Below are 26,966 nucleotides of genomic sequence, written 5' to 3' on the forward strand. Positions count from 1 at the left end.
GCCGCGCCTCCCGGGCCCGGGAGGCTGCGTCCGGTACCGTGGGAGAGCCGATATCTACTCACGGGAAGGGCGCAACGGTGTACTTGAAGAGCCTCACCCTCAAGGGGTTCAAATCGTTCGCGCAGCCCACGACCTTCGCTTTCGAGCCCGGCGTCACCTGCGTCGTCGGCCCGAACGGCTCCGGCAAGTCCAACGTCGTCGACGCTCTCGCCTGGGTGATGGGGGAGCAGGGCGTCAAGACGCTCCGCGGCGGCAAGATGGAAGACGTCATCTTCGCGGGCACCTCGACGAAGGGCCCGCTCGGCCGCGCCGAGGTGACGCTCACGATCGACAACACGGATGGCGCGTTGCCGATCGACTACACCGAGGTCACCATCTCGCGCACCCTGTTCCGCAACGGCGGAAGCGAGTACGCGATCAACGGCCAGGGCTGCCGGCTGCTCGACGTGCAGGAGCTCCTGAGCGACTCCGGCCTCGGGCGGGAGATGCACGTGATCGTCGGCCAGGGCCAGCTTGACGCGGTCCTGCGCGCAAGCCCAGAGGACCGGCGCGGTTTCATCGAGGAGGCCGCCGGAATCCTCAAGCACCGCCGCCGCAAGGAGAAGACCCTGCGCAAGCTCGACGCGATGCAGGCCAACCTGACCCGGCTGAGCGACCTCGCCGGGGAGATCCGCCGCCAGCTCAAGCCGCTCGGGCGCCAGGCCGAGATCGCCCGCGAGGCCCAGACCATCGCCGCCGTCGTGCGTGATGCCCGCGCCCGCCTGCTCGCCGACGACGTCGTCGGCCTGCGCAGGACCCTCGACGCCCACGGCCGCAGCGAGAGCGAACGGCACTCCGAACGCATCGTGCTCCAGGAACAGCTCGACCAGAAGCAGTTGCGCCTGCACCGCCTCGAGGAGGCCCAGATCGGCGACGCCGTCGACGCCGCCCGGCGCACGAGCTTCGGCCTCGAATCCGTGCAGGAACGCCTCCGCGGGCTGTACACGCTCGCGAACCAGCGCCTCGCCCTTCTCGGTTCCCAGTCCGAATCGGTCGACGCCGGCCCGAGTGTGACCCCGGCGATGCTCACGGACGCCGCGGCGGAGATCGTGCGGCTCACCGAACGCATCGCCGTCGCCGAGTCCGCCTGGGCCGCCGCGCGGGCGGCCACGTCGACCGCGCGCCGCGATCTCGACGCCGTCGACGAGGACATCGCCGCACAGACCGCGCTCATCTCCCGCCACGACCTCGAAGCGTCCAAGCTGCGCGGCCAGGCCGAAACCGCCGCCTCCCGCCTCGCCTCTGTCCGCAGCGACGTGCTCCGCCAACAGAACACCCGGAAGGCCGCGGCCGGACGCGTGCAGGAAGCAGAGGCCCTCCTCGCCACCCTGGAAGCGGAGACCGAGCAGGCGAACGCGGAGAACGCAGGGACCGGCGCGGTGAACGGCGATCCGGGCGACACCGGCGCGGCCGACGGGAACACCCGGCTGTCCGAAGACTACGAGGCGGCCCAGGCCGTCGTGTCCGCCGCGGAGGGCGAAGTCGAACGCCTCCGCGAAGAACTCCACCTCCTCGAACGCGAACGTGACGCCCTCGCCGCGCGCGCGAGCGCCCTGTCCCTGGCCCTCGACCAGAAGGACGGATCCTCAGCCCTCCTCGGCGCCCGGCTGGACGGCATCCGCGGGCTCGTCGCAGAACACGTGCGGGTGCATCCCGGTTACGAGGCGGCGATCGCCGCCGCGCTCGGCTCCCTCGCCGATGCCGTGCTCGCGGATGACAGCGCAGCCGGCTTCGCCGCACTCGACCGGGTCAGGGCGGACGACCTCGGCCGGGTCGAGCTCATCCTCGCCACGCCAGCGACTCCCGACGCTGACGGCGCCCCAGCTGATGCTGCCGGCGGAACCCCCGATTTGCGCGCGTCGGGCGCGCACGCACGCCCGAGCCTCGCCGAACGGGCAGGCCTGGTCTGGGCTTCCTCGGTCCTCGATGCCCCTGCCGGTGTCCTCGGACTCCTCGAGAACACCGTCATCGCCGAAGACCTCGACTCCGCCCTGGCCGCGGCAGACCTGCTCACGTCCGGCCATTCCACCCCGGGGACGGCTACCGGCCCCGCGCGGCGAGCATTCCGCTGACGATCATCACCCGGGCCGGCGACGTGCTGAGCGAGTTCGTGCTCCGCGGCGGATCCGGGGCCCGGCGCAGCAAGCTCGAACTCGTCGCGGACCGCGAGACCGCGGCAGACCGTCTCGGCGAAGTCCGATCCCGCATCGAGCAGGTCAGCGGCGACCTCGCTGAGCAGCGCAGCCTGCTCCGCCTCGGCAAGGACCAGTCCGTCGCGGCGCTCGCCGCGCTTCGCGCCTTCGACGCCCGCCTCGCGGCCCAGGCAGAGAAGACGAACCGGGCAACGGTGCGGCTCGAGGCCGCAACGGCGGAGCTCGAGCGCATCTCCGCCGGCGTCCTTGTCGCCGAACAGGCCGTCGCCGGTGCGGAAGCAGAGGCCGAGCGCACCAAGGCCGGTCTCGTCACCCTGCTGTCCCGCCCCCGCCCGATCCTCGACGTTTCGGTTCGTGACGCGCTCCACGCCGAACTCGAAGCTGCGCGCGAACACGAGGTCGAGGCGCGGCTCCGCGTCGAGACCGCGCGCGAGCGCGTGCGCTCGGGTGAGGCCCGCGCCGCAGGCCTCGCGAGGCAGTTCGAGCGCGACCAGGCCGCAGCCGAGGCCGCCGCCCGGCGTGCGGTCATCCGCCGTCGCCAGGTGGATGCCGCGACCCGCGTCGCCGAAGCGCTCCCCGCCGTGCTCGCCGCGGTCGACGTCTCCGTCAGCGAGGCACGCCTCCGCCTCGCCACCGCCGAGGCCGAGCGCCTGAGCCAGAATGAGGAACTCGCGGCCCTGCGCCGCGAGGACGGTGCCCTCCGCAGCCGACTGCAGGCCGTGACCGAGAGCGTGCACGGCCTCGAACTGCAGATCTACGAGAAGAAGCTGCACCTCTCCGGCCTCCTCGAACGCGCCGGCAGCGAACTGGGCCTCGTCGAAGATATCCTCGTCGCGGAATACGGTCCGGACCAGCCGGTGCCGCCCGATGACGACCCGGATGGCGAGCCGGTGGCCTACGACCGCGAGCAGCAGCAGCGCCGCCACGCCTCCGCCGAGCGCCGGTTCGCCCAACTCGGCAGGATCAACCCGCTCGCCCTCGAGGAATTCGCCGCGCTCGAGCAGCGGCACAAATTCCTCACCGAGCAGCTCACCGACCTGACCAACACCCGGGCCGACCTGCTGACGATCATCGACGACCTCGACGTCACGATGGGCGCCATCTTCGGAAGCGCCTTCGAGGACACCCGCCTGGCCTTCGCCGAGGTCTTCCCCGTCCTGTTCCCCGGCGGGTCTGGCAGCATCCGCCTGACCGATCCCGACGACCTGCTCACGACCGGCATCGAGATCAGCGTCAAGCCGGCAGGAAAGAAGATCGAGCGGCTCTCACTGCTGTCCGGCGGGGAGCGTTCCCTCGCCGCAGTCGCGCTGCTGATCGCGATCTTCAAGGCCCGCCCGAGCCCGTTCTACATCATGGACGAGGTCGAGGCTGCCCTCGACGACGCCAACCTCGGCCGGCTGCTCACGATCTTCCAGGGCCTCCGCGAGGCCAGCCAGCTCATCATCATCACGCATCAGAAACGCACGATGGAAATCGCCGACGCCCTCTACGGTGTCTCGATGCGCCAGGACGGGGTATCGGCGGTCGTCGGCCAGCGGATCGTGCGCGAGGAGGAACGGGCGTCCTGAACCGCGGACAGGCCGGGACAGTGGCCCCCGCGTCACGGCCGGGTCACAGCAGGGCGAGTACCTCCGCACAGGCGTCGGTGACCCTGCGGCACTCGGGGGCGCAGCTCGTCCAGTCCGGCCGGTGCTGCAGCATCCGCTCGCAGGCGATGGACGAGGAGCGGCACGCCTCCATGCAGGTGTCGAGCATGGAGGCGGCGGTCGTCCCGTCTGTCCGGGTGTGCCAGGACAGCACCCGGCTCGTCGTGGTGCAGATTTCGATGCAGTCGAGGTCGGCGAGGAAGCACGCGGTGACATCGCCGTCGCCGGACTGGGCCAGGCAGGCGTCAGCGCAGTCCTCGCTCGCGGCGATGAGCGCGTCGCAGGCGGCGACGCACGCCGCGGTCCGTGCCGAGAGCGCGTTGAACTCGCTCCCACCGAACCCGCCACCGAACATGCCACCACTGTAGCCCGGTCGGTGGCGCCCGGTCAGGCCTGCGGGGGCAGCGCCGCGATCAGCGGGTGGTCGAACGTCAGCACACCGGTCTTGGCCGCGCCTCCCGGCGACCCGATCTCCTCGAAGAAGTCCACGTTCGCGCGGTAGTACTCGCTCCACTGCTCCGGAAGGTCGTCTTCGTAGTAGACCGCCTCGACCGGGCAGACCGGCTCGCAGGCACCGCAGTCGACACATTCGTCGGGGTGAATGTACAGGGACCGTTCGCCTTCATAGATGCAGTCGACCGGGCACTCGTCGACGCAGGCGCGGTCCTTGACATCCACGCACGGCAGCGCGATGACGTACGTCACGAGGCGACGAGTTCCACGGACCGGCTGATGTCGACCTGCTCGTCCCGCGGAACGACCTTGACCCGCTCACGATCGGCCGCCGAGCCGTCCGCGGCTCCGAGGGCACGTTCGTGGGCATCGAGCACGAGCCAGCCGTCCCATTCGGTGAAGCGGATGCCGCGGGCGGAGAGCACGGCCAGGATCGCGTCCGCGTCGTCTTCGACCGGCTCCGGCAGGAGGCCGTTGCCGAGGTCTTCGACGTAGCCGCGTGACGGTCTCGAGCGCGTCGCTCTTGGTGTGGCCGATCAGGCCGACGGGGCCACGCTTGATCCAGCCGGTGGCGTACAGGCCGGGAATGGGCCGCGCGGCCGGGTCGAGGACCCGACCGCCGTCGTTCGGGATCACGCCGCGCGTCTGGTCGAAAGGCACCTCGGCGAGGGCGCTGCCGCGGTAACCGACGGCGCGGTAGACCGCCTGGAGCGGGTAGTCGAGGATCTCACCTGTCCCGGTGACACCGCCGGGGTTGGCGGGATCGGGCGCGGTGCGCTCGAAGCGCATGCCTTCGACACTCTCGGTGCCGTAGACCTCGAGGGGAGAATGCAGGAAATGCAGGTGCAGGCGGCGCGAGGCCCCGCTCGGTTCCTTCGTGAGCCATCCGTTCAGGGTGCGGCTCATCACCTTGACCTGGTTGTTGGACGCGGCGAGGAACTGCTCGGAGGCCTCGTCCCTCGGGAAGTCCTCCTCGTAGACGATCACGTCGACGTCCGGCACCGCGCCGAGCTCCCGGAGCTCGATCGGGGTGAACTTCACCTGGGCAGGCCCGCGTCGACCGAAGATGTGCACGTCGGTGACTGCCGAGGCGGCCAGGCCGGAATAGACGTTCTCGGGGATGTCGGTGGGCAGCAGGTCGTCCGCATGCTTTGCGAGCATCCTGGCGACGTCGAGGGCGACGTTGCCGTTGCCGATCACGGCGACCTGGTGGGCGTCGAGCGGCCAGTCGCGCGGGGCGTCCGGGTGTCCGTCGAACCAGGAGACGAAGTCGGCGGCCCCGAAGCAGCCGGGCAGCTCGGTGCCGGGGATCGGCAGCTTCGCGTCGCGGATCGCCCCGGTCGCGAAGATGACTGCGTGGTAGTGGGCCCGCAGGTCGTCCAGGCCCAGATCGGTCCCGTAGCCGACGTTGCCGAGGAACCGGATGGTGCCGGCATCGAGCATCTCGTGCAGGCTTGTGACGATGCCCTTGATCCGCGGGTGGTCGGGGGCGACGCCGTATCGAATCAGGCCGTATGGAGCGGGGAGGGTGTCGAAGAGGTCGATGCCGATCGTGCCGCCGGCGTCGCGCACGGCCTTGCCGAGGATGTTGCCGGCGTAGATTCCCGCGGGACCGGCGCCGATGATGGCGACGCGGAGAGTATGGGGGTCATGAAAAAGCCTTTCGGGATGGTTCTGGGATGAGCCGGCCGGAACGGGGTTCGTCGGACGCGAGCTGGTTGCTGTACCGGGGGTGGAGCGGGCTCAGGGTGACGACGTCCCCCACCACGACGACGGCGGGGGAGCGGACGCCGCGTTCGGCGGCGAGTCCGGCGATGGTTGCGAGACTTCCGAAGGTGACCCGCTGGTTCGAGCCGTAGCCGTCCTCGATGATGGCGACCGGGCAGTCTCCGCCGCGGGGTCCGTCCGCGAGCATCGCCGCGGAGGCGGCGATGCCGGAGATGCCCATCAGGAGCAGGACGGTGTGGTCGCTGCCCCCTGGCAGGGACGGAAGCAGCTCGTGGCCCGTCACGACGGTGAACCCGTTCGCCACCCCGCGATGGGTGACCGGGATGCCGGCCGCAGCAGGCACCGAGATGGCGCTCGTGACGCCGGGGATGACCTCGACGGGGATACCGTTGCTGCGGCAGTACGCTGCTTCCTCGCCGCCGCGACCGAGCACGTACGGGTCGCCGCCCTTGAGGCGCACGACCCGGCGGCCGGCACGGGCGTGCTCGACGAGGAGTGCGTTGATCTCGTCCTGGGGCACAGGGTGGTGGCCGGGCAGCTTGCCGACGTCGATCACGAGAACGCCGGGATCGAGCTCGCCGAGCAGGGAGCGCGGGCCGAGCCGGTCGGCGATGACGACATCCGCTTCGTCGAGCAGCCGGCGGCCGAGCACGGTGATCAGGCCGGGATCGCCGGGTCCGCCACCGACCAGGTGCACGGTGCCGGGGCGCACGGTGTCGGGGCTCACCGGCCGGCCGTCAGGTAGAGGCCGCGGCGGCGGAGCAACCGGCGTTCTGCCGGGGCGAAGAGCACGAGCTCGACGAGGATGCCGACGAACAGGATCACCAGGATCGTCGCGAGCACCCCGGGCAGGTCGGCGAGCTCGCGGCTCTGCGTGCAGCATCGAACCGAGGCTCGAAACCGATCGAGCCGCCGACGGCGATGATCTCCGCTGCCATCAGGGACCGCCAGGAGAAGGCCCAGCCCTGCTTGAGGCCCGCGAGGTAGCCGGGCATCGCGGCGGGCAGCACGACGAGGGTGGCCATCTCGAAGCGGTTCGCGCCGAGCACGGTGCCCACGCGGCGCAGCTGCGGCGGGATCTGGTCGACGCCGGCGACCAGCCCGTTGGCGATCGAGGGGACGGCGCCCATCAGCACGACGAAGTACACGGTCGCATCGCTCAGGCCAAACCAGAGGATCGCAGCGGGCACCCAGGCGACGGAAGGAAGCACCTGCAGCCCGGAGAGTAGCGGTCCGAGCGCGCGGCGGAGCAGCCGCCACTCCGCAAGGAGAAGGCCGAGCGGGGTTCCGATCGCGACGGCGATCAGGAACCCGATCCCGCCGCGGGAGAGGCTCGTGACCACAGCCGTCTGCAGGTGACCGGTCGACCAGAGGTCGGTGATCGAGGTGAGCACGTCGAGTGGACCGGGAGTGAGGTCGGGGCGCGGCTTGGCGATCACGATATAGAACTGCCACGCCGCGATGAGGGCGAGCAGGAGCACGACCGGCGGCAGGACGCCGTCGGCGAACCGGCGCCACGGGCCCTTCTCGACGAGGGGGACGTCTGCAGGGCGTCGAGCCCGGCTTCGAGCGTACGGAAGTCCGCCCGGGTGCTCACCGAGGAGCCGGACGCGGCGTCGGGCTCCAGGGAGCCGGGGGTGATGGTCTCGGAACGGGTCTCAGGCGGCATTACGGCGGATCTCCTCTCGGAGGTGGTTGGTGATCTCGATGGAGAGGCGGGAAACCTCCGGGGATTCGATCCGGCGCGGACCGTTGTCCTCGATGCGCCACTCGTTCCTGATCCGGCCGGGACGGCTCGACATCAGCAGCACCCGCTGCCCGAGCCGTGCGGCCTCGCGCACGTTGTGCGTGACGAACACGATCGTGCGGCCGGTTTCATGCCAGACCCGTTCGAGTTCCTCGTGGAGCAGATCGCGGGTGATCGCGTCGAGGGCGGCGAAGGGCTCGTCCATCAGCAGGACCTTGCGGTCCTGCGCGAGTGACCTGGCGAGGGCGACACGCTGCCGCATGCCCCCGGAGAGCTCGTGCGGGCGCTTGTTCGCGGCATCCGCGAGGTTGACCAGGTCGAGGAGCTCGAGTGCCTCGCCGCGACGCCGGCCGCGCGGGACCCCGCGCAGCTTGAGGGCGAGTTCCACGTTGCGGCTCGCGGTCAGCCAGGGGAACAGGGCCGACTCCTGGAACATGACGGCGCTCTTCCCGCTCGCGACCGTGACGGTGCCCTCCGACGGGTGTTCGAGGCCGGCGATGATGTTGAGCAGGGTCGACTTGCCGCATCCGGATGCGCCGAGCAGGCAGACGAATTCGCCCGGCTTGATCGTGAGGTTGATGTTGTCGAGCACCACGGGTCCGGCCTTGCCGAACCGCTTGGACAGTCCCTCGACCCGGATCGCGGTCTCGACGTCCGCTGCGACGACCGCGGCAGGCGCGGTGTTTGTGCTGACGCTGATGCCCTGCGGCCGGTTCCCTGAACCGTCGGTGCGGTCGCGCTCTGTCACGGACACGGCGCTCACCGTGCTCCAGAGCCGGTGACGATCCCTGCGGCGAGGGTGGCACCGTCCTGCGCGTTGATCACGAGGAACGCGCCGGAACGGCGGTTCTCGGTGAAGGTCTCGATCGGCAGCGGAGCCGCGAGGCGCAGGCCGACCTCGCCGATGTCGTTGACCTCGAGGCTGCCGGCCGGTTCGAGTTCGAGCGTGTCGAGGTTGAGGCGCCCGGTGACGGCGGCTACGAGGGCCTGGACGGTGTTCGTGCCGAACTTGACCAGGGTGCGGTCGCCCGGCCTGAGTGCCCGCGGGTCCAGCCAGAACAACGCGGCGGTGAGTTCCCTGGTCGATTCGGGCAGGGTGCCCGCTGCGCCGATGACCGCACCGCGGGCGATGTCGAGGTCGTCGGAGAGGCGCACGGCGATCGACATCGGTGCGAACGCCTCGGTGAGTTCGATGCCGGCGAAGTCGATGCCGGTCACGACGGTCGTCGCCCCGCCCGGGGCGACGCTCACGCTGTCGCCGACCCGGACGGTGCCCGAAGCGACCTGCCCGGCGTACGCCCGGTAGTCGCGGAAGGAGTCCGCATCCTCCGGTGCGACGGCGACGGCGCCCTGGGGCCGGAGCACGAGTTGAACGGGCAGCCGGAACGCCTCGATCGCGGTCTCGACCTCGTCGACGACCGGGAGGCTCTCGAGCAGTTCGAGCAGGCTCGGCCCGTCGTACCAGGGGGTCCGTGGCGAACGGTCGACGACGTTGTCTCCGACGAGCGCAGAGACGGGCAGCACGTGCACGGCACCGAGGCCGAGATCGGCCGTGACGGCGCGCACCGATGCTGCGACCGCTGCGAACGCGGACTCGTCGTAGTCGAGGAGGTCGATCTTGTTGACCGCGATGATCACATGCGGCACGCGCAGCAGGGACACCACGGAGAGGTGCCGCCTGGTCTGCTCGAGCACGCCCTTGCGCGCGTCGATGAGCATGATCACGGCGTCGGCCGTCGTAGCGCCGGTGACCATGTTGCGGGTGTACTGCACGTGCCCGGGGCAGTCGGCGAGTATGAAGGAGCGGCGCGCTGTCGCGAAGTAGCGGTACGCGACGTCGATCGTGATGCCCTGCTCGCGTTCGGCGCGGAGGCCGTCGGTGAGCAGCGCGAAGTCGATGCCGCCGTCGTCGCCGCCGAAGCCGCGCTCCGTGGACGTTCGGGTGACGGACTCGAGCTGGTCGGCGAGGATCGCCTTCGAGTCGTGCAGGAGACGCCCGACGAGGGTCGACTTGCCGTCGTCGACGGAGCCGGCGGTCGCGAACCGGAACAGGGTTCCCGGGGCGTCTGCGCCGTCGTGGGTGCCGGCATCCGCCGGGCTGAGGAGTGCCTGAGTCATCAGAAGTACCCGTCCTTCTTGCGGTCTTCCATGGCCGCTTCGGAGATGCGGTCGTCGGCGCGCGTCGCGCCGCGTTCGGTGATGGTGGAGAGGGCGACCTCGCGCACGACGGCGGCGACGGATGCGGCGTCCGATTCGACGGCGCCGGTGCAGCTCATGTCGCCGACCGTGCGGTAGCGGACGGTGCGGGTCTCGACTGCTTCGCCCGGGCGCGGCTCTGAGACGGGGCCGATCGCCCGCCACATGCCGTCGCGGCGGAAGACCTCGCGCTCGTGGGCGTAGTACAGCGGCGGCAGTTCGATGCCCTCGCGTTCGATGTAGCGCCAGACGTTGTACTCCGTCCAGTTGCTGATCGGGAACGCGCGCACGTGCTGGCCGACCGTGTGACGGCCGTTGTAGAGGTTCCAGAGTTCGGGGCGCTGGTTGCGGGGATCCCACTGGCCGAATTCGTCGCGGAGCGAGAGGATGCGCTCCTTCGCGCGGGCCTTGTCCTCGTCGCGGCGGGCGCCGCCGAAGACCGCGTCGTGGCGGCCTGCGGCGATCCCGTCGAGGAGCGGGAGCGTCTGAAGCGGGTTGCGGGTGCCGTCGGCGCGCTCCTGCAGGCGGCCGTCGTCGATGTAGTCCTGGACCTTCGCGACGGTGAGGCGGAGGCCGAGGCGCGCGACCGTCGCGTCCCGGAACGCGAGGACCTCTGGGAAGTTGTGGCCGGTGTCCACGTGCAACAGCCCGAACGGCACCTTGCCGGGCCAGAAGGCCTTCGCGGCGAGGTGCAGCACGACGACGGAGTCCTTGCCGCCGGAGAACAGCAGGACGGGACGTTCGAATTCTGCGACGACCTCACGGATGATGTGGATCGCCTCGCTCTCGAGCACGTCGAGCTGGGAAAGCCGGTGGCTCCCGGCCGCCTGCACGGGCGGCGCGGATGTCATGGCGGTCGTGGTGGTCGTGGTGGTCGTGGCTGTCGTGACGGCGTTCACTCGTGGAGCCCGCATTCTGTCTTGGCCAGGTTCGCCCAGCGTCCGGATCGGGGATCGTCGCCAGCGGCGACGGGCTTCGTGCACGGCGCGCAGCCGATGGAGGGGTACCCCTGCTCGAGCAGCGGGTTCACCGGAACCTGGTGGTAGCCGGCGTAGTCGAGGATGTCGTCGAAGCTCCACGCCGCGAGCGGGTTGACCTTGACGAGGCCGTTGCGCTCGTCCCAGGTCACGAGCGGGGTGTTCGCCCGGGTCGGTGCCTCGTCGCGTCGCACGCCGGTGAACCAGAGTTCGTAGCCCGTGAGCGAGCGCTGCAGGGGTTCGACCTTGCGCATCGCGCAGCAGAGGTTCGGGTCGCGGCTGAAGAGTTCCGCGCCGTGCTCGGCGTCCTGTTCCGGGACGGTCTTCGCGGGGAGCACGTCGACGATCCGCACCGGGAGAAGCCGGGCGACGGTGTCGCGGGTCTCGTAGGTCTCGGCGAAGTGGTACCCGGTGTCGAGGAAGAGCACGTCCACGCCGGGCAGCTGCGCGGCGACGACGTGCGGGAGGACGGCGTCGGCCATCGAGCACGCGACGGCGACGTGGGCGACGGGGAAGTTCGCCGCGACCCAGGCGACGACCTCGGCGTAGCCGGCCTCGCCGAGCTCAGCGGCTCCGCGGGCGGCGAGCGCCTTGAGTTCCTCGGCGCTCCGCCGGGGAGCGACGGCCGTCGTGGTGACGGTCGTGGGTCCGGTTCCGGTTCCGGTTGTGGTGTCGCTCATTGCAGGGCCTCCTCGTCGGCTCGGTGCGCCCAGACGGCGAAGGTCTCTGTCTCGCCGCGGTCGGCGAGGAAGCGGAGCACAATGCGTTCGACGTAGTCGGCGATGTCGTCAGCGGTCACCTTGAGGCCGCGGACGGTTCGGCCGAGACCGGCCTCTTCGCGGTCCTGCGAGGCGAGGCCGCCGCCGAGGTGCACCTGGAAGCCGGGGACCTGACCGCCGTTCCCGTCGGGGAGGAGCTGGCCCTTGAGCCCGATGTCCGCCGTCTGGATACGGGCGCAGGAGTTCGGGCAGCCGTTGACGTGCAGGCTGATCGGCTGGGGGACGTCGATGGACGCGAGCCGCTTCTCGAGCTCGAGCACGGCATCCGTCGCAGACTTCTTGGTCTCGACGATCGCGAGCTTGCAATACTCGATGCCCGTGCAGGCGATCGTCGACCGGCGGAACAGGCTCGGGCGCGCGGCGAGGCCGATCTCGTCGAGGGCCACGATCAGGGATTCGACGTTCTCCTCCGGGATGTCGAGGAGCACGAGCTTCTGGTGCGGGGTCGTGCGCAACCGGGTCGAGCCGTTCGCCTCGAGCAGGTCGGCGAGGCTGAGCAGGGTCGGGCCGGAGACGCGGCCGACGAACGGGGTGACACCGATGTAGTAGCGGCCGTCGGTCTGCTTGTGCACGCCGACGTGGTCGCCTGCGCGGGTGGGCGGCGGGGCGGCCGGGCCGTCGGGCAGCGATGAATCGAGGAACTCGTCTTCGAGGATCTGCCGGAACTTCTCGGGTCCCCAGTCGGCGAGCAGGAACTTGAGGCGGGCTTTGTTGCGCAGGCGCCGGTAGCCGTAATCGCGGAACAGGCTCGCGACGCCGTGCCAGACCTCGGCGACCCGGTCGGGAGTGATGAAGACGCCGAGCCGTTCGGCGAGGCGTGGGGCGGTGGAAAGGCCGCCGCCGACCCAGAGATCGAAGCCGACGCCGAGTTCGGGGTGCTCGACCGCGACGTAGGAGATGTCGTTGATCTCGTGCACGACGTCCTGGCTGGGACTTCCGGTGATGGCCGTCTTGAACTTCCGCGGCAGGTTCGCGAGGCTCTCGTCGCCGATGTAGCGTGCGGTGATGTCGGTGATCAGCCCGCTCGGGTCGATCAGTTCGTCCGCGGCGATGCCGGCGACGGGGGAGCCGAGGATGACGCGGGGTACGTCGCCGCAGGCCTCCGTGGTCTGCAGCCCGACCGCTTCGAGGCGGGTCCAGATCTCGGGGACGTCCTCGATCCGGATCCAGTGCAGCTGGATGTTCTGCCGGTCGGTGAGGTCGGCGGAGTCGCGGCCGAATTCATGGGAGATCTCGCCGATGACCCGGAGCTGGGTGGTCGTGAGCTGGCCGCCGTCGATGCGCACCCGCAACATGAAGTACTTGTCTTCGAGCTCGTGCGGCTCGAGGGTCGCGGTCTTGCCGCCGTCGATACCGGGCTTCCGCTGCGTGTAGAGGCCCCACCAGCGCATCCGGCCGTGCAGGTCGGTCCCCTCGATCGAATCGAAACCCTGCTTCGAGTAGATGTTCTCGACTCGCTCGCGGACGCTCAGGCCGCCGTCCTCCTGCTTCCAGGCTTCGTTGCCGTTGAGGGGGCGGTTCCGTCCACCTTCCACTGGCCGTTGGGACGGCCGGCCTGGCGGTGGGGCCTGGCCGGCGTGGCCGCTTCGGTCTGGTTCGGTGACACGGGATCCTCCTTCGGCGCCGGCACAGCGCGAGCCATAGAGCAGCGTGAGCCGGGGTGCGTTGAAAGAATCTATCGAGAATGAGGTGGAATCACTCGTGTGCGTCGTAACGACCAGTCATGCACCGTAGCAGAGCGTCACACGGATGCGTCGGGCGGCATCCGCTTCTATAGTGTCGGTCGTTGCCGTAACGGCCCCTGTCCTGTTCTGGTCCCTGTCCGCTGTCGGAGGGTGGGCATAGTCTCGCCCCATGACCCAGGTGATCTACAACACGGCGACCTCGTTCACCGGCTTCATCGCGGACGAGTCGAATTCGCTGAGCTGGCTCTTCGCCGTCGACACGGCGGGACTCGAAGACCAGGACCTCTTTCTCGCCGGCATCGGCGTTGTCGTGGAGGGCTCCACGACATACGAGTGGGTGCTGCGTGAGGAGGAGCTGCTCGCCAATCCGCACAAGTGGCGGGAGTTCTACGGCGACCGTCCCACGTTCGTCTTCACCTCGCGCGACCTGCCAACGCCGGACGGGGCAGACGTGCGTTTTGTGCGCGGGAACGTCGCTGCGGCACTGCCGGCGATTCTCGCCGCTGCGGGGGAGAAAGACGTGTGGGTGGTCGGTGGGGGCGACCTGGCCGGCCAGTTCCTCGATGCCGACGCCCTCGACACGATCATGCTCTCGGTGGCGCCGGTCGCCCTGCCCGGTGGGGCACCGCTGCTGCCCAGGAGGGTGGAGTCCGACCGCCTCGAGCTCGTGAGTGCGACGGCCCAGGGCCAGTTCGCGATCGTCACCTATCGCGTGCGCCGTTAGCCGCGTCTCGCCGGCGCCGCCACTGTTCCGTGCCGCCGACCGCCGCGTCTGTCTTCGCAGGCCGCACCCTAAGCGGCGGGCGCGGGCTGCGAAAACGGGCGCGGTTCCATCTCCCGGAAGACCGGGATGCCGAGCGGCAGGAGGGTGACGACCACATAGAGCACGCCGATGATGAAGAAGGAGGCCTGCAGACCGACGGTGTCGGCGCCGATTCCGCCGAGCAGGGCCCCTGCAGGTACGCCGGCCCAGGCCCCGGCGTTGATCAGCCCGAACACCCGTGCGCGCATGCCCTCGGGCACTCGTTCCAACTCGACCGTGCCGAGAATCGGGTTGACGGCACCCGCGGCGACGCCGGAGAGGGCTGTCGCCGCGATCAGCCACGGGAAGGGGAGTCCGGCCGCGAACGCGAAGAGAGACGGACCTCCGGCGAGGGCGAAGCAAACCGAGAACGTGACCCGTCGCGGCAGCCGGTGCGCGAAGAACCCGAAGACGACGGTTCCGAGCAGCGCGCCTCCGCCCATCACGGCCACGAGTACCCCGAATGCCGCGGCGCCGCCCAACGAATCGTGGGCGTAGAGCGGAAGCAGGGAGGAGCCGCGGGCGGCGTCGAACACGTTGGTGACGAGAACCAGGAGCACGACCGCACGCAGGAGCGGATCGCGCGTGACGAACCGGAAACCCCCAGCGAGTGCCGACCAGTAGCCATCGTTTGCCGGGAGCTCGGCCGCGGCGGGCATCCGCTCGCCGGTGAGGGGACGCGCGACGAACAGCCAGGTGATGATCGCCGAGAGCGCGAAGGTGCCCGCGTTGACGAAGAGGGCGTTCAGGGGGCCGATGCCGGCGATCAGGATGCCGCCGAGCGGGGCGCCGAGGAGGCGGGCGAGGCGTTCGGCTCCGTCGAGGAACCCGACGGAGCGTTCGAGACGGACGTGCGCCTCGGCAGAGAACGCGGGCAGCATGACCCGCCGCGCGGTCTGGCCGGGGGTGTCGAGGAGGCCGCTCAGGAAGACCAGGGCGAGCAGGCCCCAGAACGGGAGTCCGATCGTGAGCGCGAGGACGGGGATGGCGAGAACGGTCACCCCGCTGATCAGGTCGGCGAGGATGCTGGCGCGCCGGTAGCCGATCCGGTCGACGACGACCCCGCCGAGGGGGCCGCCGATGATGACCGGCGCCGTCGCGAAGAATGCCGCGGTGCCGACCTCGATCCCCGTTCCGCCCGTCGCGAGCACATAGAACGGAACCGCAAAGAGAGTGACGACGTTCCCGGTCTGAGACACGACGTGCGCCGCGAGCAGTGCGGTGAGAGACCGCAGCGCGCGGGTGGTCGCGACGGTCTTCGTCACGGGGTTCGGTAGGCCTGGTACACCAGGCTGACCCGCTCGGAGCCGTCCGCTTCGGTGTGGGCGGCGCTGAGTGCCAGGAACTTCTCGGTGATGACCTCGAGATCCTTCCGCAGCTCCGCGAGCTCGGCGACCGTGAGGCGCAGCCCTCGGTCGGAACTGGGGGCTGCACGCACCCAGTCCACGGGAAGAGCGGGCACGTTGTCGAGGTAGTGCGTGAAGTTGGCGGCGTAGATCTGCACGATCGCGCGCTGGAGAGCGGTCGATGCTGCCAGTGCCGCGGGGTCGCCGAGCAGGTCCGCCGGCTCCCAGGATGTGAGCGCGTGGCTCGACCGCCACCAGCGTTCGCGGCGATCGGTGCCAACGTCCGCGGCCTCCTGGATCAAACCGATGGACGCGAGTTTGGCCAGGTGGTAGCTCACAGTGCCCGGGGCCTCGTCGACGATGTCGCCGAGCAGGGCGGCGGTCTGGGGGCCGAGCTCGCGCAGGAGGCCGAGCAGACGCAGCCGGGTCGGGTGAGCCAGGACGCGCATGGATGCTGCGCTCGTGAGGTGTGCGGTACCACCGGTTTCAGGAGACATGCCGCCACGCTATCTCCACAACAACTATTGCGCAATAACTGTTGTGTTATTTGTTGGGGACGGGGAGTCGTGCCTGAGGTGCAGGACGGTCATGGCGGCGGAGGCGGAGGCGGAGGCGGCGGTGAGTGCGGTGCGATAGCGGTCGGTGACGACGGCGACGAGAAGCGGGCTCGCCGGCTCGGTGGGGAGGAGCAGGGGCGCCGTGACGGCATCCGCTCCTGCCTTCTCGACCAGCCGTTGGAAGAAGCCAGGGGCCAGCAGATAACTGCTCACCACGACCCGACGGCCGGGCCGCAGGATCCGCTCGATCGTGATGGCGCACGCGAGGCGTGGGCGCGCGGCGGACAGGAAACCGAGGGCGACATGGCGTCCGGCGGCGAGGGACAGCCGCTCGGCGACGACGCGGCACGCGGCGACTGCGCGGGCGTCGCTCGAGCCCGCGACCGCGAGCACGAGCGAGTCGTCGGCGTGGAGTGCGACCTCGTCGAGTCGTTCGCGGAGGAGCTTGATGAGGCGGTCGTCGGGTCCGAGCGCCTCGGTCAGGATGACCGAACGCGCGGAGGCCTCGGTTTCGCCGGTCACGGCATCAGTGAGATCGACGTAGACGTGGTATCCGGCGGACAGCAGCAACGGGACCACGACGGCCGGCACGCCGGCCGGGAGCGTCGCCAGCGTCGAGGGTGCGTCAGGCTGCTGGACGTCGACATAGCCGAGGGCGGTGAGGAGCTCGGGTTCCGCCAGGGTCACGGCAGCCATGAGCCCGGCGACGGCCGCCTGCCCGGCCGCGGACGAGGTGCCGTGGGCGATGCCGACGAGGGCGGGAGTGGTTGAGGCCGTCACCCCTCTATTCTGCACGCGCAGGCCGTTCGCGTGGCGACCGGTTGCCCGGTTCGGTTCGCTGCTTCCCTGTCCCGCCCGGTCGTGCTCGTCAGTCCGTGTCCGTGGTCGCGGCGGCCCCGGGCCCGAGGGGCCGGTTGCCGACGAAGATCCCGCCGGGATCGAGCCTGCGCTTGACGTTCGCGAGGCGCTCGAGCGATTCAGGAGGGAAACTGAAGGTCAGATCCTGGCCGGCGGTGAGGAAGGTCGGGAGGGTCAGGCCGAGGGTGCTCCCTCGAGCGCCCGGCGGAGCGGACCGAACACGGCCTCCGGGTCGGCGGGCCGCTGTTCCGTGAGGAACGAACCGGCGAAGGCCAGGAAACGTGCGTCGAGACGGCCGGCGACCGCCGCCGCATCCGCCCCCTGCTCGGCAATGGCACCGCCGAGGGCACGCAGGCCGAGAACGGTCAGGCCCGCAGGAGTGGCCTCCTGGAAGGCCCGCGCGAGGGCGCCGAGGCCCGCTTCGTCTCCACCGGCGAAGGACGTGATCGCGGCCGTCCACTCGATTGTGGCGGCCGGTTCGGTCGGTTCGGCCGCGACCTCGGCGAGGTGCCCGATCGTGAACGGCCGGGTCTCGTCGGCGAGCACCGGTGCGCTTGCGAGCAGCGGTGCGAGGAGGGGCGCGGCGTCCTCAGCGGTTCCGACGAAGACCACCTCGGCGCTCGCGATCGTCTGGCCGCGGAGCGGCGCGGGCACCTGTTCGATGTCGGGCAGATTGGTCAGGCCGAAGAAGATACTCAACTCGGGCGGGGCATCCGCCATGATCGCCGCAACGCTACCGAAGACGGTCCCTGCGGCGGACGCGGGGAAGACGATCGTTCCGCCGAAGAGGTCGGGAGCCGCATACAGGTCGATCTCGAGCGTGGTCACGATGCCGAACAGCCCGCCGCCGCCGCGCAGCGCCCACAGCAGTTCCGGATCGCTGTCCGCGGTGACCCGGCGCGGCTCGCCCCCTGCGTCGACGAGTTCGACCGCACGGATGCTGCGGGCCGCGATCCCGCGCCAGCGGCTGAACCAGGAGTGACCGCCCCCGAGGACGTGACCTGCGACGCTCACATCGGGATTGGACCCGGCGAGCGCCACGAGCCCGGAACCATCGAGGCGGCTCAGCAGGGCACCCCAGGACACGCCGGAGCCGACCCTGGCCACGCGTCGTTTCTGATCGATCACGATCTCGTCGAACGCGCTCGTGCGGACGAGGATGCATCCGGCGAGGTCGCCGCTCGGGCCGTGTCCGCGCGGCTGCACCACCACCCGGTGCCCGTCGGCGCGGGCGGCGGCGAGGATCCGCCGCAGGTCCTCCGGCCCGGCCGGGTACGCGACGGCGACCGGCCGTTGGTCGATCGCGAGGTTCCAGGGGGCGCGGGCACTGTCCCAGTCATCGTCGTATGCACGGACGAGCCTGCCGTCCATGGTCTCCGCGAGGTCGGTGAGCGCGCGGTCGGACGGAGATTCAGGTGTCATCATTCCTCCACAACGAGTCGGAAACGCGTACACGGCCGAGTCTCGGCCTATCCCGCCTCGCAGCCAACCCCGCGACTGAAACCGCGGCCGACCCGGTGTCGATGGCACGCTCGCGCCCGGAGGCAGGGTCCCGCGCTTAGGGTAGAGACATGGCAGAACGCACCCCGTGGTCACTCTCCGGCGCATTGCGCGGCATGTTCGCGAAGAAGACGATCGACGCCGACACCTGGGACGACCTCGAGGACGCACTCATCCAGGCCGACTTCGGCCCCCAGATCACCGAGGACATCGTCGCTGACCTGCGCGCCAAGGTCGCCAGGTACCACACGACAGACCCGGCCGACCTGCAGCGGATGCTGCGCGAAGGCCTCGAGGAACGCCTCTCCCGGCTCGACTCGACCCTCAACCTCAGCGCGCGCCCCGCCGTCGTGCTCGTCGTCGGCGTGAACGGCGTCGGGAAGACCACCACGATCGGCAAGTTCGCCAAGTTCCTGCGCGTCTATGACCGCAGCGTGCTGATCGGGGCTGCGGACACGTTCCGGGCCGCCGCTGTCGAGCAGCTCGCCACCTGGGCCGAACGCGCGGGCGCCGAGATCGTGAAGCCGCAGGCCCAGGGCCAGGACCCGGCATCCGTCGCCTTTCAGACCGTCGAGCGCGCGATCGCGACCGGCACCGAGATCGTGATCATCGACACAGCCGGCCGCCTGCAGACCAAGGGCGGCCTGATGGACGAGCTGACCAAGATCCGTCGCGTCATCGAGAAGCAGACGCCGATCGCCGAGGTGCTGCTCGTGCTCGATGCGACCACCGGCCAGAACGGACTGGCCCAGGCCGAGGCCTTCATCGAGCACGCCGGGGTCACCGGGCTTGTGCTCACGAAGCTCGACGGGTCCGCCAAGGGCGGATTCGTGCTCGCAGTGCAGGAGAAGACCGGTATTCCGATCAAGCTCGTCGGCCAGGGCGAGGGCATCAACGACCTCACCGGATTCACCCCGCACGTCTTCGCGCAAAAACTCGTCGGATAGGACGACCATGACCATCGAACACGATTTCTTCGGAATCCTCGGCAGCGACGACGAAGGCGAGATCTACTGGTCGGATTCGGCGGAACTGGGCGACCAGGACATCGAGATCGACCTCAGCTCGCCCGATGAATCCTCGGTTTCCGTCGAGGCGCTCGACATCGCGGCGTTCATGATCAATTCCCTCGAAGACCTCGACTCGCAGGCCCGCGAATCGCTCGTCGCCGAGCTCAGCGCCGAGGGGTCCGTCACCGCGCTCTACATCAACCAGTGCCTCGAGGAACTCGATGAGGAGGTCATCGACGACGCCCTGATCTGGGACTCCGGCGACAAGCAGATCGACTTCCTCCGCTCCATCCAGCTGCAGCGGATCGGCTTCCACCCGCACCACATCAAGAACGACGAGCACTTCGCGGTGCTCGACTATTCGATCAGCCCCACCGAGACCGACGCCCTGATCGTCGTGACGCTCGACGTGCACGGCGACACGATCGTGATCTCGCTCGACAGCTGAGGATTCGAGACCGGGCAACACCGGTTAAAGTAGAACCACAATGGCTACTTTTGGAAACCTCTCAGATCGCCTGGCCGAGACGTTCAAGAATCTCCGCACCAAGGGCAAGCTCAGTGCGGCGGATGTCGACGGCACCGTGCGCGAGATCCGTCGCGCCCTCCTCGACGCCGACGTCGCCCTCGACGTCGTCAAGGACTTCACCGCGCAGGTGCGCGAGCGCGCCTTCGGCGACGAGGTCAGCAAGGCGCTCAACCCGGCCCAGCAGGTCGTGCAGATCGTCAACGAGGAACTCATCCGCATCCTCGGCGGCCAGCAGCGCCGTCTCGAGTTCGCGAAGAAGCCGCCGACCATCATCATGCTCGCCGGCCTTCAGGGCGCGGGCAAGACCACCCTCGCCGGCAAGCTGGCGAAGTGGCTCGCCAAGGACGGGCACACCCCGATCCTCGTCGCCGCCGACCTCCAGCGTCCGAATGCCGTCACCCAGCTCCAGGTCGTGGGGCAGCAGGCCGGCGTGCCCGTGTATGCACCGGAACCGGGCAATGGCGTCGGCAATCCCGTCACGGTCGCCCGCGACGGCGTGAAGTTCGCCCAGCAGAAGCTCCACGACGTGGTCATCGTCGACACGGCCGGCCGCCTCGGCGTCGACGCCGAGATGATGAAGCAGGCCGCAGACATCCGCCGGGCCATCGACCCCGACGAGGTCCTCTTCGTGATCGACGCGATGATCGGCCAGGACGCCGTCGCGACCGCGAAGGCGTTCCAGGACGGCGTCGACTTCACCGGCGTCGTGCTGACCAAGCTCGATGGTGACGCCCGCGGTGGAGCAGCCCTCTCGGTCGCCTCGATGACGGGACGCCCGATCATGTTCGCGTCGACGGGTGAGAGCCTCGACGACTTCGAGCCCTTCCACCCCGACCGGATGGCGAGCCGGATCCTCGACCTCGGTGACATCCTCACCCTGATCGAACAGGCCCAGGGCGCCTTCGACGAGGACGAGGCGCGCAAGCTCGCCGAGAAGTTCCAGACCGACACCTTCACCCTCGACGACTTCCTCGGCCAGATGCAGCAGCTGCGCAACATGGGCTCGATCAAGAAGATGATGAGCATGCTCCCGGGCGCCGGGGCCATGAAGCAGCAGCTCGAGAATTTCGACGAGCGCGAGATCGTGCGCACAGAGGCCATCATCCAGTCGATGACCAAGGCCGAGCGCACCACCCCGAAACTCCTGAACGGATCACGCAGGCTGCGCATCGCGCGGGGCTCCGGCTCGAGCGTGACCGAGGTGAACCAGCTCGTGCAGCGCTTCGAGCAGGCCGCGAAGATGATGAAGACCGTCGCCCGAGGTGGAATGCCGAACATCCCCGGCATGGGGCCGATGCCCGGCCTCGGCGGTGGGCGCGGCAAGCCCCAGCAGGCGAAGAAGAAGGGCTCGAAGTCGGGCAACCCGGCCAAGCGTGCCGCGGAGAACCTCGCGATCGCGTCCGGTGAGAAGCCGGCGGGCGCCGGCGCTGAGGCACCGACCGGCGGCGGCACCGGTTTCGGCCTCGGCGGCCGCAAGCCGGCAGTCGCCGGCAAGCCCGGCGGTCCCACCGACGAGGAGATGGCCGCCCTGCAGAAGATGCTCGGCCGCTAACCGTACCGCTCCCTGTACCTTTCCGGTCGAGAGTGACCGCTCAGCGGGTAACTCTCGACCGGACAGGTATGCCTCGGGCGTTTAGGCTGGGCGCATGACACTCACGAAGCCCGGTCCCGTCCGCATCGGCGCGCAGGTGGCGCCCCAGCATGCCGAGTACACGAAGATCCGCGACACCGTCGCAGAGGTCGAAGCACTCGGCACCGATGTCGCCTTCAACTGGGACCACTTCTTCCCGCTTTCCGGTGACCCGGACGGGCTGCACTTCGAATCCTGGACGATCCTCGCCGCGTGGGCTGAGCAGACCTCCCGGATCGAGATCGGCGCCCTCGTCAACTGCAACAGCTACCGCAACCCCGACCTGCAGGCCGACATGGCCCGCACGATCGACCACATCAGCGGCGGCCGCTTCATCTTCGGCACCGGCTCCGGCTGGTTCGAGCGCGACTACGACGAGTACGGCTACGAGTTCGGCACCGTCGGCAGCCGGCTCGACGCCCTCGCGGAGAACCTCCCACGCATCGAGGCGCGCTGGGGCAAGCTCAACCCGCCGCCCACCCGGAAGATCCCGGTGCTGATCGGCGGAGGTGGGGAGAAGAAGACCCTGCGCATCGTCGCCAAGCACGCCGACATCTGGCATTCCTTCTCGAGCCCCGAGGTACTCGAGCACAAGCTCGGCGTCCTCGCAGACTGGTGCGCGACGGTCGGGCGCGACCCGGCCGAGATCGAGGTGTCCACGGAGCTGCGCGGCCGCACGGTCGACGAGGCAGACGAGCTCTATGCGCTCGGGGCCCGCCTGTTCACGATCGGGCTCTCCGGCCCGGCGTATGATCTCGCCCCACTGACCGACTGGCTGGCCTGGCGCGACGCCAAGAACGCCGCCTAAACGGGCAGCGTGCCGCCGCGGAGTTCCGCGCTGAGCGCGGCCACGACGGCGGGCAGGCTGCCGCCGTTCGCCGCGGCGACGCGCAGCTGGCGCTGGTAGCTCGCGCCGGCATCCAGGATGCCGTTCAGCTGCAGCAGTTCGGTGAGGCAACCGAGGCGTTCCGCGGTGGGGGAGAGCACGCCGATCAGCCGGCGCACGTCGTCGGTCACGAGTCGTTCGGCGCCGCTCGAGTCGAGGATGATCTCCGCATCGAGCCCATATCGCGACGCACGCCACTTGTTCTCGCGCACGAACCACGGCTGCATGCTCGGGACCGGGCGTCCGGCGTCGAGCTCGGTGGACATCCACTCGACGAGGCACTGGATGAGCGCGGCGATCGCCCCGAGTTCGGTGGCCGTCGACACGCCGTCGCAGGCGCGAATCTCGATGGTGCCCCAGCGGGCAGAGGGGCGGATGTCCCAGCGCACCTCGGTCATGTCGTCGATGATCCCGGTTCGGGTCATGTCCTCGACATACCGTTCCCAGCTCGCCCAGTCCTCGAGGATCCAGGGCAGCCCCGCCGTCGGCAGCTGCTGGAACATCTGCGCGCGATTCGACGCATAACCGGTCTCGACGCCCGCCCAGAACGGACTGGACGCCGAGAGCGCCTGCAGGTGCGGGAGATAGCCGAGCAGGCCGTTCAGGATCGGGATGACCTTGTCGCGGTCCTCGATGCCGACGTGCACGTGGATGCCCCAGATCATCATGTTCCGGCCCCACCACTGGGTGCGGTCGATGAGCTTGTGGTACCGCTCCTTGTCCGTGACCTCCTGGTCGAACCACTGGCCGAACGGATGCGAGCCGCTGCAGATGAGGTCGACGCCCCGTGGGTCCGTGATCGCCCTGACCTCGTCGACCTGGCCGTAGACATCCGCAACGGCGCCCGCCACGGTCGTGTGAACACCGGAGACGAGCTCGACGGTGTTGAGCAGCAGCTCTCCGGTGATGTGCGGGTGCGGCGACCCGTCGGGGCCGCGCAGGGCATCGAGCACCTCGTCGGCGATGCAGACGAGGTCACCGGTCGACCGGTCGACGAGCGCGATCTCCCATTCGATGCCGATCGTCGATCGCGCTGATCGGGCGAATTCGATTCCCACGTGCGGTCCTTTGGTCGCGTGGCACCCGGCTGGGTGCTGGTCACAATCCTGACACCGATTGCAGGCGGCCTCCCGCACGAACGCGGAATCCGCTTTCGGCGGACACCCGGTGCCCGGTCGATTATCACATTGGGGCCGACATCTGACAGAATGATTAGTCGAGTTCTCCTGCGCCCGACCCTCTACTCTGACGCAGGAAAAAACCATCTTGAGCTTGTGCCGAGTGTGCCCCCACGCTCACGGCCCTCAGTTCGCCAAAAATCAAATACACAGGAGAATTGTGGCTGTCAAAATCCGTCTGAAGCGCATGGGCAAGATTCGTGCGCCGTACTACCGCATCGTTGTGGCCGACTCGCGCACCAAGCGCGACGGTCGCGTCATTGAAGAAATCGGCATCTACCACCCCACGCAGGAGCCCTCGGTCATCGAGATCAAGTCCGAGCGTGCACTGTACTGGCTCGGCGTTGGCGCCCTGCCCACCGAGCAGGTTGAGGCTCTCCTCAAGCTGACCGGCGACTGGGGCAAGTTCAAGGGTGACAAGAACGCCGTCAGCACCGTCAAGATCAAAGAGGCCAAGGTCGCTTTCGTCGCCGACGAGAAGAAGAAGCCGGTTCTCAAGCCCAAGGCTGAGAAGCCCGTTGTCAAGGAAGAGGCGCCCGTCGCCGAAGCCGCTGACGCAACAGAAGAGGACAAGGCGTAATTTTGCTCGCACCCGCGCTTGAGCACCTCGTCAAGGGAATCGTTGACCACCCGGACGATGTGCACGTTGCTGCCCAGAACTCACCGCGTGGCGAGGTGCTCGAGGTTCGCGTGAACCCCGAGGACCTCGGCCGCGTCATCGGTCGTTCCGGGCGGACCGCAAAGGCCCTGCGCACCCTTGTGGCTGCCCTGGCCGATGGCAAGCGCGTGCGGGTCGACGTCGTCGACACCGATTTCTGAGCCGGCGGTGAGCCTCGTGAACGACACTCTGGTACCCAGAGCCCAGTCGCCCCGAGCCCAGCTGCGGGTTGGTCGCCTGACCAAGGCCCATGGCCTCAAGGGCGCCATCAAGCTCGAACTGTTCACGGATGACCCGGGGCGACGTTTCGTCCCGGGCGCCGTGTTCACGCTTCAGGTTCCAACCGGGTCCCCGTGGCACGGTAAGAAGATCGAGCTCGTCGAGCTCCGCTGGTACAACCAGCACGCCGTCGGCTTCTTCAAGGATGTCCCCGACCGGGAAGCGGCTGAGGCACTCGCCAAGGCCATCCTGTGGATCGACCAGGACGACGACGAAGAATCCGACGAAGAAGACGCCTGGTACGACCACCAGCTCGTCGGCCTCAAGGTCGTGCGTGACGGGGTGCAGATCGGTACCATCGGCCGTCTCGAACACCTTCCGGCCCAGGATCTCCTGATCGTCAAGACCGCGACCGGTGACGTCATGGTGCCCTTCGTGAAGGCAATCGTTCCCTCCGTCGACATCGCGACGGGTATCGTCACGATCACCCCTCCGCCCGGACTGCTCGAAGAGCTCCCCGAGGAGCCGGACGACGAGCCCGAAGCCCCGCTCGAAGCGGATGGCGCACCGCACGAACCCGACGCCGGTGCCGAGCCGGACGCCGAGCACACACCAGACCAGAACGGCGCATAGGCGCGACCGGGATCAACCCGGGGGAAGGCGCGCCGCGCCCGCTGGCTCCTCCACTCCCCACGACGCGGCAGCCCTTGCAAGGAGAACCGCCTGTGTCGTACGTCCAGCCCGACAAACTCATCGATGACATCATTCATTCGGGTGTCGTTAAATCGAACCTGACCATTAAGCAGATGATCATCCGCGGAACCCTGTCCGGGGCGATCCTGGGCGCGGCAACGGCGGTGTCCCTGACCGCGGCCGCCCAGACCGGGCTTCCCATCGTGGGCGCCGTGCTGTTCCCGGTCGGATTCGCCATTATCCTGCTGCTCGGACTCGAGCTCGTCACGGGAAGCTTCGCGCTGATCCCGCTCGCGATCCTCGAGGGACGAACGACCATTAAAAAGGGCCTCACCAATTTCGGTGTCGTCATCGCCGCCCACCTGTTCGGCGCCGTGCTCTTCGGCTTCCTCTACGTCGTCTCGATCACCTACATGGGCACCGTGACCACAGACCCGATGGTCCAGGCCATCGTGCATCTAGCCGAGCACAAGGTTCTGCCGTATGAAGCGGTCGGCCCTGGCGGAATCGTCGTCGCGATCATCAAGGCGATGCTCTGTAACTGGATGGTCGCGATCGGCACGATCATGTTCTACACGTCGAAGTCCACCGCAGGAAAGATCCTCGCGATGTGGCTTCCGGTCACGATCTTCTTCAGCCTCGGACTCGAGCACGCGATCGTGAACATGTTCGTCATCCCCGCCGGCATGATGCTCGGCGCCCCGATCAGCATCGGCCAGTGGCTGCTCTGGAACCAGATCCCCGTTCTCGTCGGCAACCTGCTCGGTGCGATCCTTTTCACCGCCCTGCCGGTGTACTTCTCGCACCGCACCCGGGTCAACCGTGCCGCCCACCTGGAAGCGAGCGCTACGACCGCGACCGACGCCGAAACCGCGGACGAGTCCGTTCCCGTCCACGCCTAGGCTTTCTTCGTGCGCATCGATATCCTCACCATCTTCCCGGAGTTCTTCTCTGTCCTCGACGTCTCCCTGCTCGGCAAGGCCAGGCAGTCCGGACTCATCGAGGTGCTCGTGCACAACCTGCGCGACCACACCCACGACCGGCACAACACCGTCGACGACACCCTGTACGGCGGCGGCGCCGGCATGGTGATGAAGCCGGAACCCTGGGGCGAGGCTCTCGACGCGATCCTCGACGAGACCACCGGCGCGCCCACTGAAGCTGGCGGCGACGCGGCAGCGGATGCCACGGCGAACGACGCAGGGCCGCTCCTGATCTTCCCGTCCCCGGCCGGCGACCTCTTCACCCAGAAGATGGCCCGCGAACTGGCCGCCGAACCGCACATCGTCTTCGGCTGCGGGCGATACGAAGGCATCGACCAACGCGTCTTCGACCACTTCGCCTCCCGCGGGCGCGTCAGGCTGGTCAGCCTCGGCGACTATGTGCTCAACGGGGGAGAGGTCGCGGTGATGGCCATGATCGAGGCCGTCGGCCGGCTCATCCCCGGCATGGTCGGCAACCCGGAGAGCCTCGTCGAGGAGTCCCACGAGGACGGACTCCTCGAATACCCGAGCTACACCAAGCCGTCCAGCTGGCGCGGTCTCGACGTACCCCCGGTGCTCCTGAGCGGCAACCACGGTGCCATCGCGACGTGGCGCCACGACCAGCAGCTCGAGCGCACCATGCGGGTCCGGCCCGACCTTCTGCCTCCAGCGAACGCAGAGCCAGCCGAAGGCGTCCGCGAGTAGTCTGGCTTC

24 protein-coding genes and 3 pseudogenes are annotated in these 26,966 nt (G+C 69.0%); 12 read left to right on the forward strand and 15 right to left on the reverse strand.

Annotated elements, in window-relative coordinates:
• Positions 1–77 precede the first annotated feature (77 nt).
• Together RGU41_RS04350 and RGU41_RS04355 are read left to right on the forward strand one after the other, a co-directional pair.
• Positions 78–2,111 carry a chromosome segregation SMC family protein gene (locus tag RGU41_RS04350; RefSeq protein ID WP_322135642.1) on the forward strand — a complete coding sequence of 678 codons (2,034 nt, stop codon included), beginning with the start codon at positions 78–80 and terminating at the stop codon, positions 2,109–2,111.
• Between the two features lie 23 nt (positions 2,112–2,134).
• Positions 2,135–3,760: an AAA family ATPase gene (locus RGU41_RS04355; RefSeq protein WP_322135643.1), complete on the forward strand. Its 1,626-nt coding sequence runs from the start codon at positions 2,135–2,137 to the stop codon at positions 3,758–3,760.
• A gap of 43 nt (positions 3,761–3,803) precedes the next feature.
• On the opposite strand, the gene RGU41_RS04360 is transcribed toward RGU41_RS04355, so the two are convergent.
• From RGU41_RS04360 to RGU41_RS04405, 10 genes and pseudogenes are all read right to left on the reverse strand, one after another.
• Positions 3,804–4,193 carry a four-helix bundle copper-binding protein gene (locus RGU41_RS04360; RefSeq protein WP_134447555.1) on the reverse strand — a complete coding sequence of 130 codons (390 nt, stop codon included), beginning with the start codon at positions 4,191–4,193 and terminating at the stop codon, positions 3,804–3,806.
• A 32-nt stretch (positions 4,194–4,225) separates the two neighbouring features.
• The gene (gene fdxA / locus RGU41_RS04365) at positions 4,226–4,543 is read right to left on the reverse strand and encodes a ferredoxin (protein ID WP_134447557.1); all 318 of its coding nucleotides are present in this window, start codon (positions 4,541–4,543) and stop codon (positions 4,226–4,228) included.
• A pseudogene (locus tag RGU41_RS04370) lies at positions 4,540–5,917 on the reverse strand (FAD-dependent oxidoreductase). The gene fdxA and the pseudogene RGU41_RS04370 overlap by 4 nt, the downstream one beginning before the upstream one ends.
• A gap of 22 nt (positions 5,918–5,939) precedes the next feature.
• The gene (gene cobA, locus RGU41_RS04375; RefSeq protein ID WP_416173137.1) at positions 5,940–6,746 is read right to left on the reverse strand and encodes a uroporphyrinogen-III C-methyltransferase; all 807 of its coding nucleotides are present in this window, start codon (positions 6,744–6,746) and stop codon (positions 5,940–5,942) included.
• Positions 6,743–7,688 (reverse strand): annotated as a pseudogene (locus RGU41_RS04380) (ABC transporter permease). Before RGU41_RS04380 ends, cobA begins: the two are co-directional and overlap by 4 nt.
• Positions 7,678–8,406 carry an ABC transporter ATP-binding protein gene (locus tag RGU41_RS04385; protein ID WP_198413428.1) on the reverse strand — a complete coding sequence of 243 codons (729 nt, stop codon included), beginning with the start codon at positions 8,404–8,406 and terminating at the stop codon, positions 7,678–7,680. Before RGU41_RS04385 ends, RGU41_RS04380 begins: the two are co-directional and overlap by 11 nt.
• A 119-nt stretch (positions 8,407–8,525) precedes the next feature.
• Positions 8,526–9,884, reverse strand: a complete 1,359-nt coding sequence (locus RGU41_RS04390) for a sulfate adenylyltransferase subunit 1 (protein ID WP_134447565.1) — start codon at positions 9,882–9,884, stop codon at positions 8,526–8,528.
• Positions 9,884–10,813, reverse strand: coding sequence for a sulfate adenylyltransferase subunit CysD (cysD, locus tag RGU41_RS04395; RefSeq protein ID WP_134448069.1), 930 nt, complete (start codon positions 10,811–10,813; stop codon positions 9,884–9,886). The genes RGU41_RS04390 and cysD overlap by 1 nt, the downstream gene beginning before the upstream one ends.
• A 44-nt stretch (positions 10,814–10,857) precedes the next feature.
• Positions 10,858–11,619 carry a phosphoadenylyl-sulfate reductase gene (locus RGU41_RS04400; RefSeq protein ID WP_322135644.1) on the reverse strand — a complete coding sequence of 254 codons (762 nt, stop codon included), beginning with the start codon at positions 11,617–11,619 and terminating at the stop codon, positions 10,858–10,860.
• Positions 11,616–13,360, reverse strand: a pseudogene (locus RGU41_RS04405) (nitrite/sulfite reductase). The gene RGU41_RS04400 and the pseudogene RGU41_RS04405 overlap by 4 nt, the downstream one beginning before the upstream one ends.
• A gap of 212 nt (positions 13,361–13,572) precedes the next feature.
• Between RGU41_RS04405 and RGU41_RS04410 the strand changes: the two are divergent.
• Positions 13,573–14,127, forward strand: a complete 555-nt coding sequence (locus tag RGU41_RS04410; RefSeq protein ID WP_322135645.1) for a dihydrofolate reductase family protein — start codon at positions 13,573–13,575, stop codon at positions 14,125–14,127.
• A gap of 68 nt (positions 14,128–14,195) precedes the next feature.
• Here RGU41_RS04410 and RGU41_RS04415 read toward each other — a convergent pair whose 3' ends face one another.
• The 4 genes from RGU41_RS04415 to RGU41_RS04430 all read right to left on the reverse strand — a co-directional run bounded on the left by RGU41_RS04415 (position 14,196) and on the right by RGU41_RS04430 (position 18,391).
• Positions 14,196–15,470, reverse strand: coding sequence for an MFS transporter (locus tag RGU41_RS04415; RefSeq protein ID WP_322135646.1), 1,275 nt, complete (start codon positions 15,468–15,470; stop codon positions 14,196–14,198).
• Complete coding sequence (locus RGU41_RS04420) at positions 15,467–16,048, reverse strand: helix-turn-helix domain-containing protein (RefSeq protein ID WP_134447575.1); 582 nt, start codon at positions 16,046–16,048, stop codon at positions 15,467–15,469. Before RGU41_RS04420 ends, RGU41_RS04415 begins: the two co-directional genes overlap by 4 nt.
• A gap of 24 nt (positions 16,049–16,072) precedes the next feature.
• The gene (locus tag RGU41_RS04425; RefSeq protein WP_322135647.1) at positions 16,073–16,888 is read right to left on the reverse strand and encodes a sirohydrochlorin chelatase; all 816 of its coding nucleotides are present in this window, start codon (positions 16,886–16,888) and stop codon (positions 16,073–16,075) included.
• Between the two features lie 252 nt (positions 16,889–17,140).
• Positions 17,141–18,391 (reverse strand): FAD-dependent oxidoreductase, encoded by a 1,251-nt coding sequence (locus RGU41_RS04430; protein ID WP_322135648.1) that lies wholly within the window; start codon positions 18,389–18,391, stop codon positions 17,141–17,143.
• 146 nt (positions 18,392–18,537) lie between these two features.
• Between RGU41_RS04430 and ftsY the strand changes: the two genes are divergently transcribed.
• From ftsY to RGU41_RS04450, 4 genes are all read left to right on the forward strand, one after another.
• Entirely contained in the window at positions 18,538–19,413 is an 876-nt protein-coding gene (ftsY, locus tag RGU41_RS04435; RefSeq protein WP_134447580.1) for a signal recognition particle-docking protein FtsY, read from the forward strand.
• Between the two features lie 7 nt (positions 19,414–19,420).
• Positions 19,421–19,924 carry a DUF2004 domain-containing protein gene (locus tag RGU41_RS04440; protein WP_134447581.1) on the forward strand — a complete coding sequence of 168 codons (504 nt, stop codon included), beginning with the start codon at positions 19,421–19,423 and terminating at the stop codon, positions 19,922–19,924.
• Positions 19,925–19,964: 40 nt separating this feature from the next.
• Positions 19,965–21,557, forward strand: coding sequence for a signal recognition particle protein (ffh, locus tag RGU41_RS04445; protein WP_322135649.1), 1,593 nt, complete (start codon positions 19,965–19,967; stop codon positions 21,555–21,557).
• A 94-nt stretch (positions 21,558–21,651) separates the two neighbouring features.
• The gene (locus tag RGU41_RS04450) at positions 21,652–22,443 is read left to right on the forward strand and encodes an LLM class F420-dependent oxidoreductase (protein WP_134560945.1); all 792 of its coding nucleotides are present in this window, start codon (positions 21,652–21,654) and stop codon (positions 22,441–22,443) included.
• Here the strand turns inward: RGU41_RS04450 and RGU41_RS04455 are convergent.
• A complete protein-coding gene (locus tag RGU41_RS04455) occupies positions 22,440–23,579 on the reverse strand; it encodes a glutamate--cysteine ligase (RefSeq protein ID WP_134447585.1) in 1,140 nt (379 codons plus the stop codon). The two genes, RGU41_RS04450 and RGU41_RS04455, sit on opposite strands and share 4 nt — an antisense overlap.
• A gap of 280 nt (positions 23,580–23,859) precedes the next feature.
• Between RGU41_RS04455 and rpsP the strand changes: the two genes are divergently transcribed.
• From rpsP to trmD, 5 genes are all read left to right on the forward strand, one after another.
• A complete protein-coding gene (gene rpsP, locus RGU41_RS04460; protein ID WP_134447587.1) occupies positions 23,860–24,279 on the forward strand; it encodes a 30S ribosomal protein S16 in 420 nt (139 codons plus the stop codon).
• A 2-nt stretch (positions 24,280–24,281) separates the two neighbouring features.
• A complete protein-coding gene (locus tag RGU41_RS04465) occupies positions 24,282–24,518 on the forward strand; it encodes an RNA-binding protein (protein ID WP_134447589.1) in 237 nt (78 codons plus the stop codon).
• Between the two features lie 16 nt (positions 24,519–24,534).
• Positions 24,535–25,209, forward strand: coding sequence for a ribosome maturation factor RimM (gene rimM / locus RGU41_RS04470; protein WP_241975527.1), 675 nt, complete (start codon positions 24,535–24,537; stop codon positions 25,207–25,209).
• Between the two features lie 92 nt (positions 25,210–25,301).
• Positions 25,302–26,171 (forward strand): formate/nitrite transporter family protein, encoded by an 870-nt coding sequence (locus RGU41_RS04475; protein ID WP_134447593.1) that lies wholly within the window; start codon positions 25,302–25,304, stop codon positions 26,169–26,171.
• A gap of 9 nt (positions 26,172–26,180) precedes the next feature.
• Entirely contained in the window at positions 26,181–26,957 is a 777-nt protein-coding gene (gene trmD, locus RGU41_RS04480) for a tRNA (guanosine(37)-N1)-methyltransferase TrmD (RefSeq protein ID WP_322135650.1), read from the forward strand.
• The last annotated feature ends 9 nt before the right edge of the window (positions 26,958–26,966 follow it).

The organism is Cryobacterium sp. 10C3 (assembly GCF_034314285.1).
Classification (GTDB): Bacteria; Actinomycetota; Actinomycetes; order Actinomycetales; family Microbacteriaceae; genus Cryobacterium; species Cryobacterium glucosi.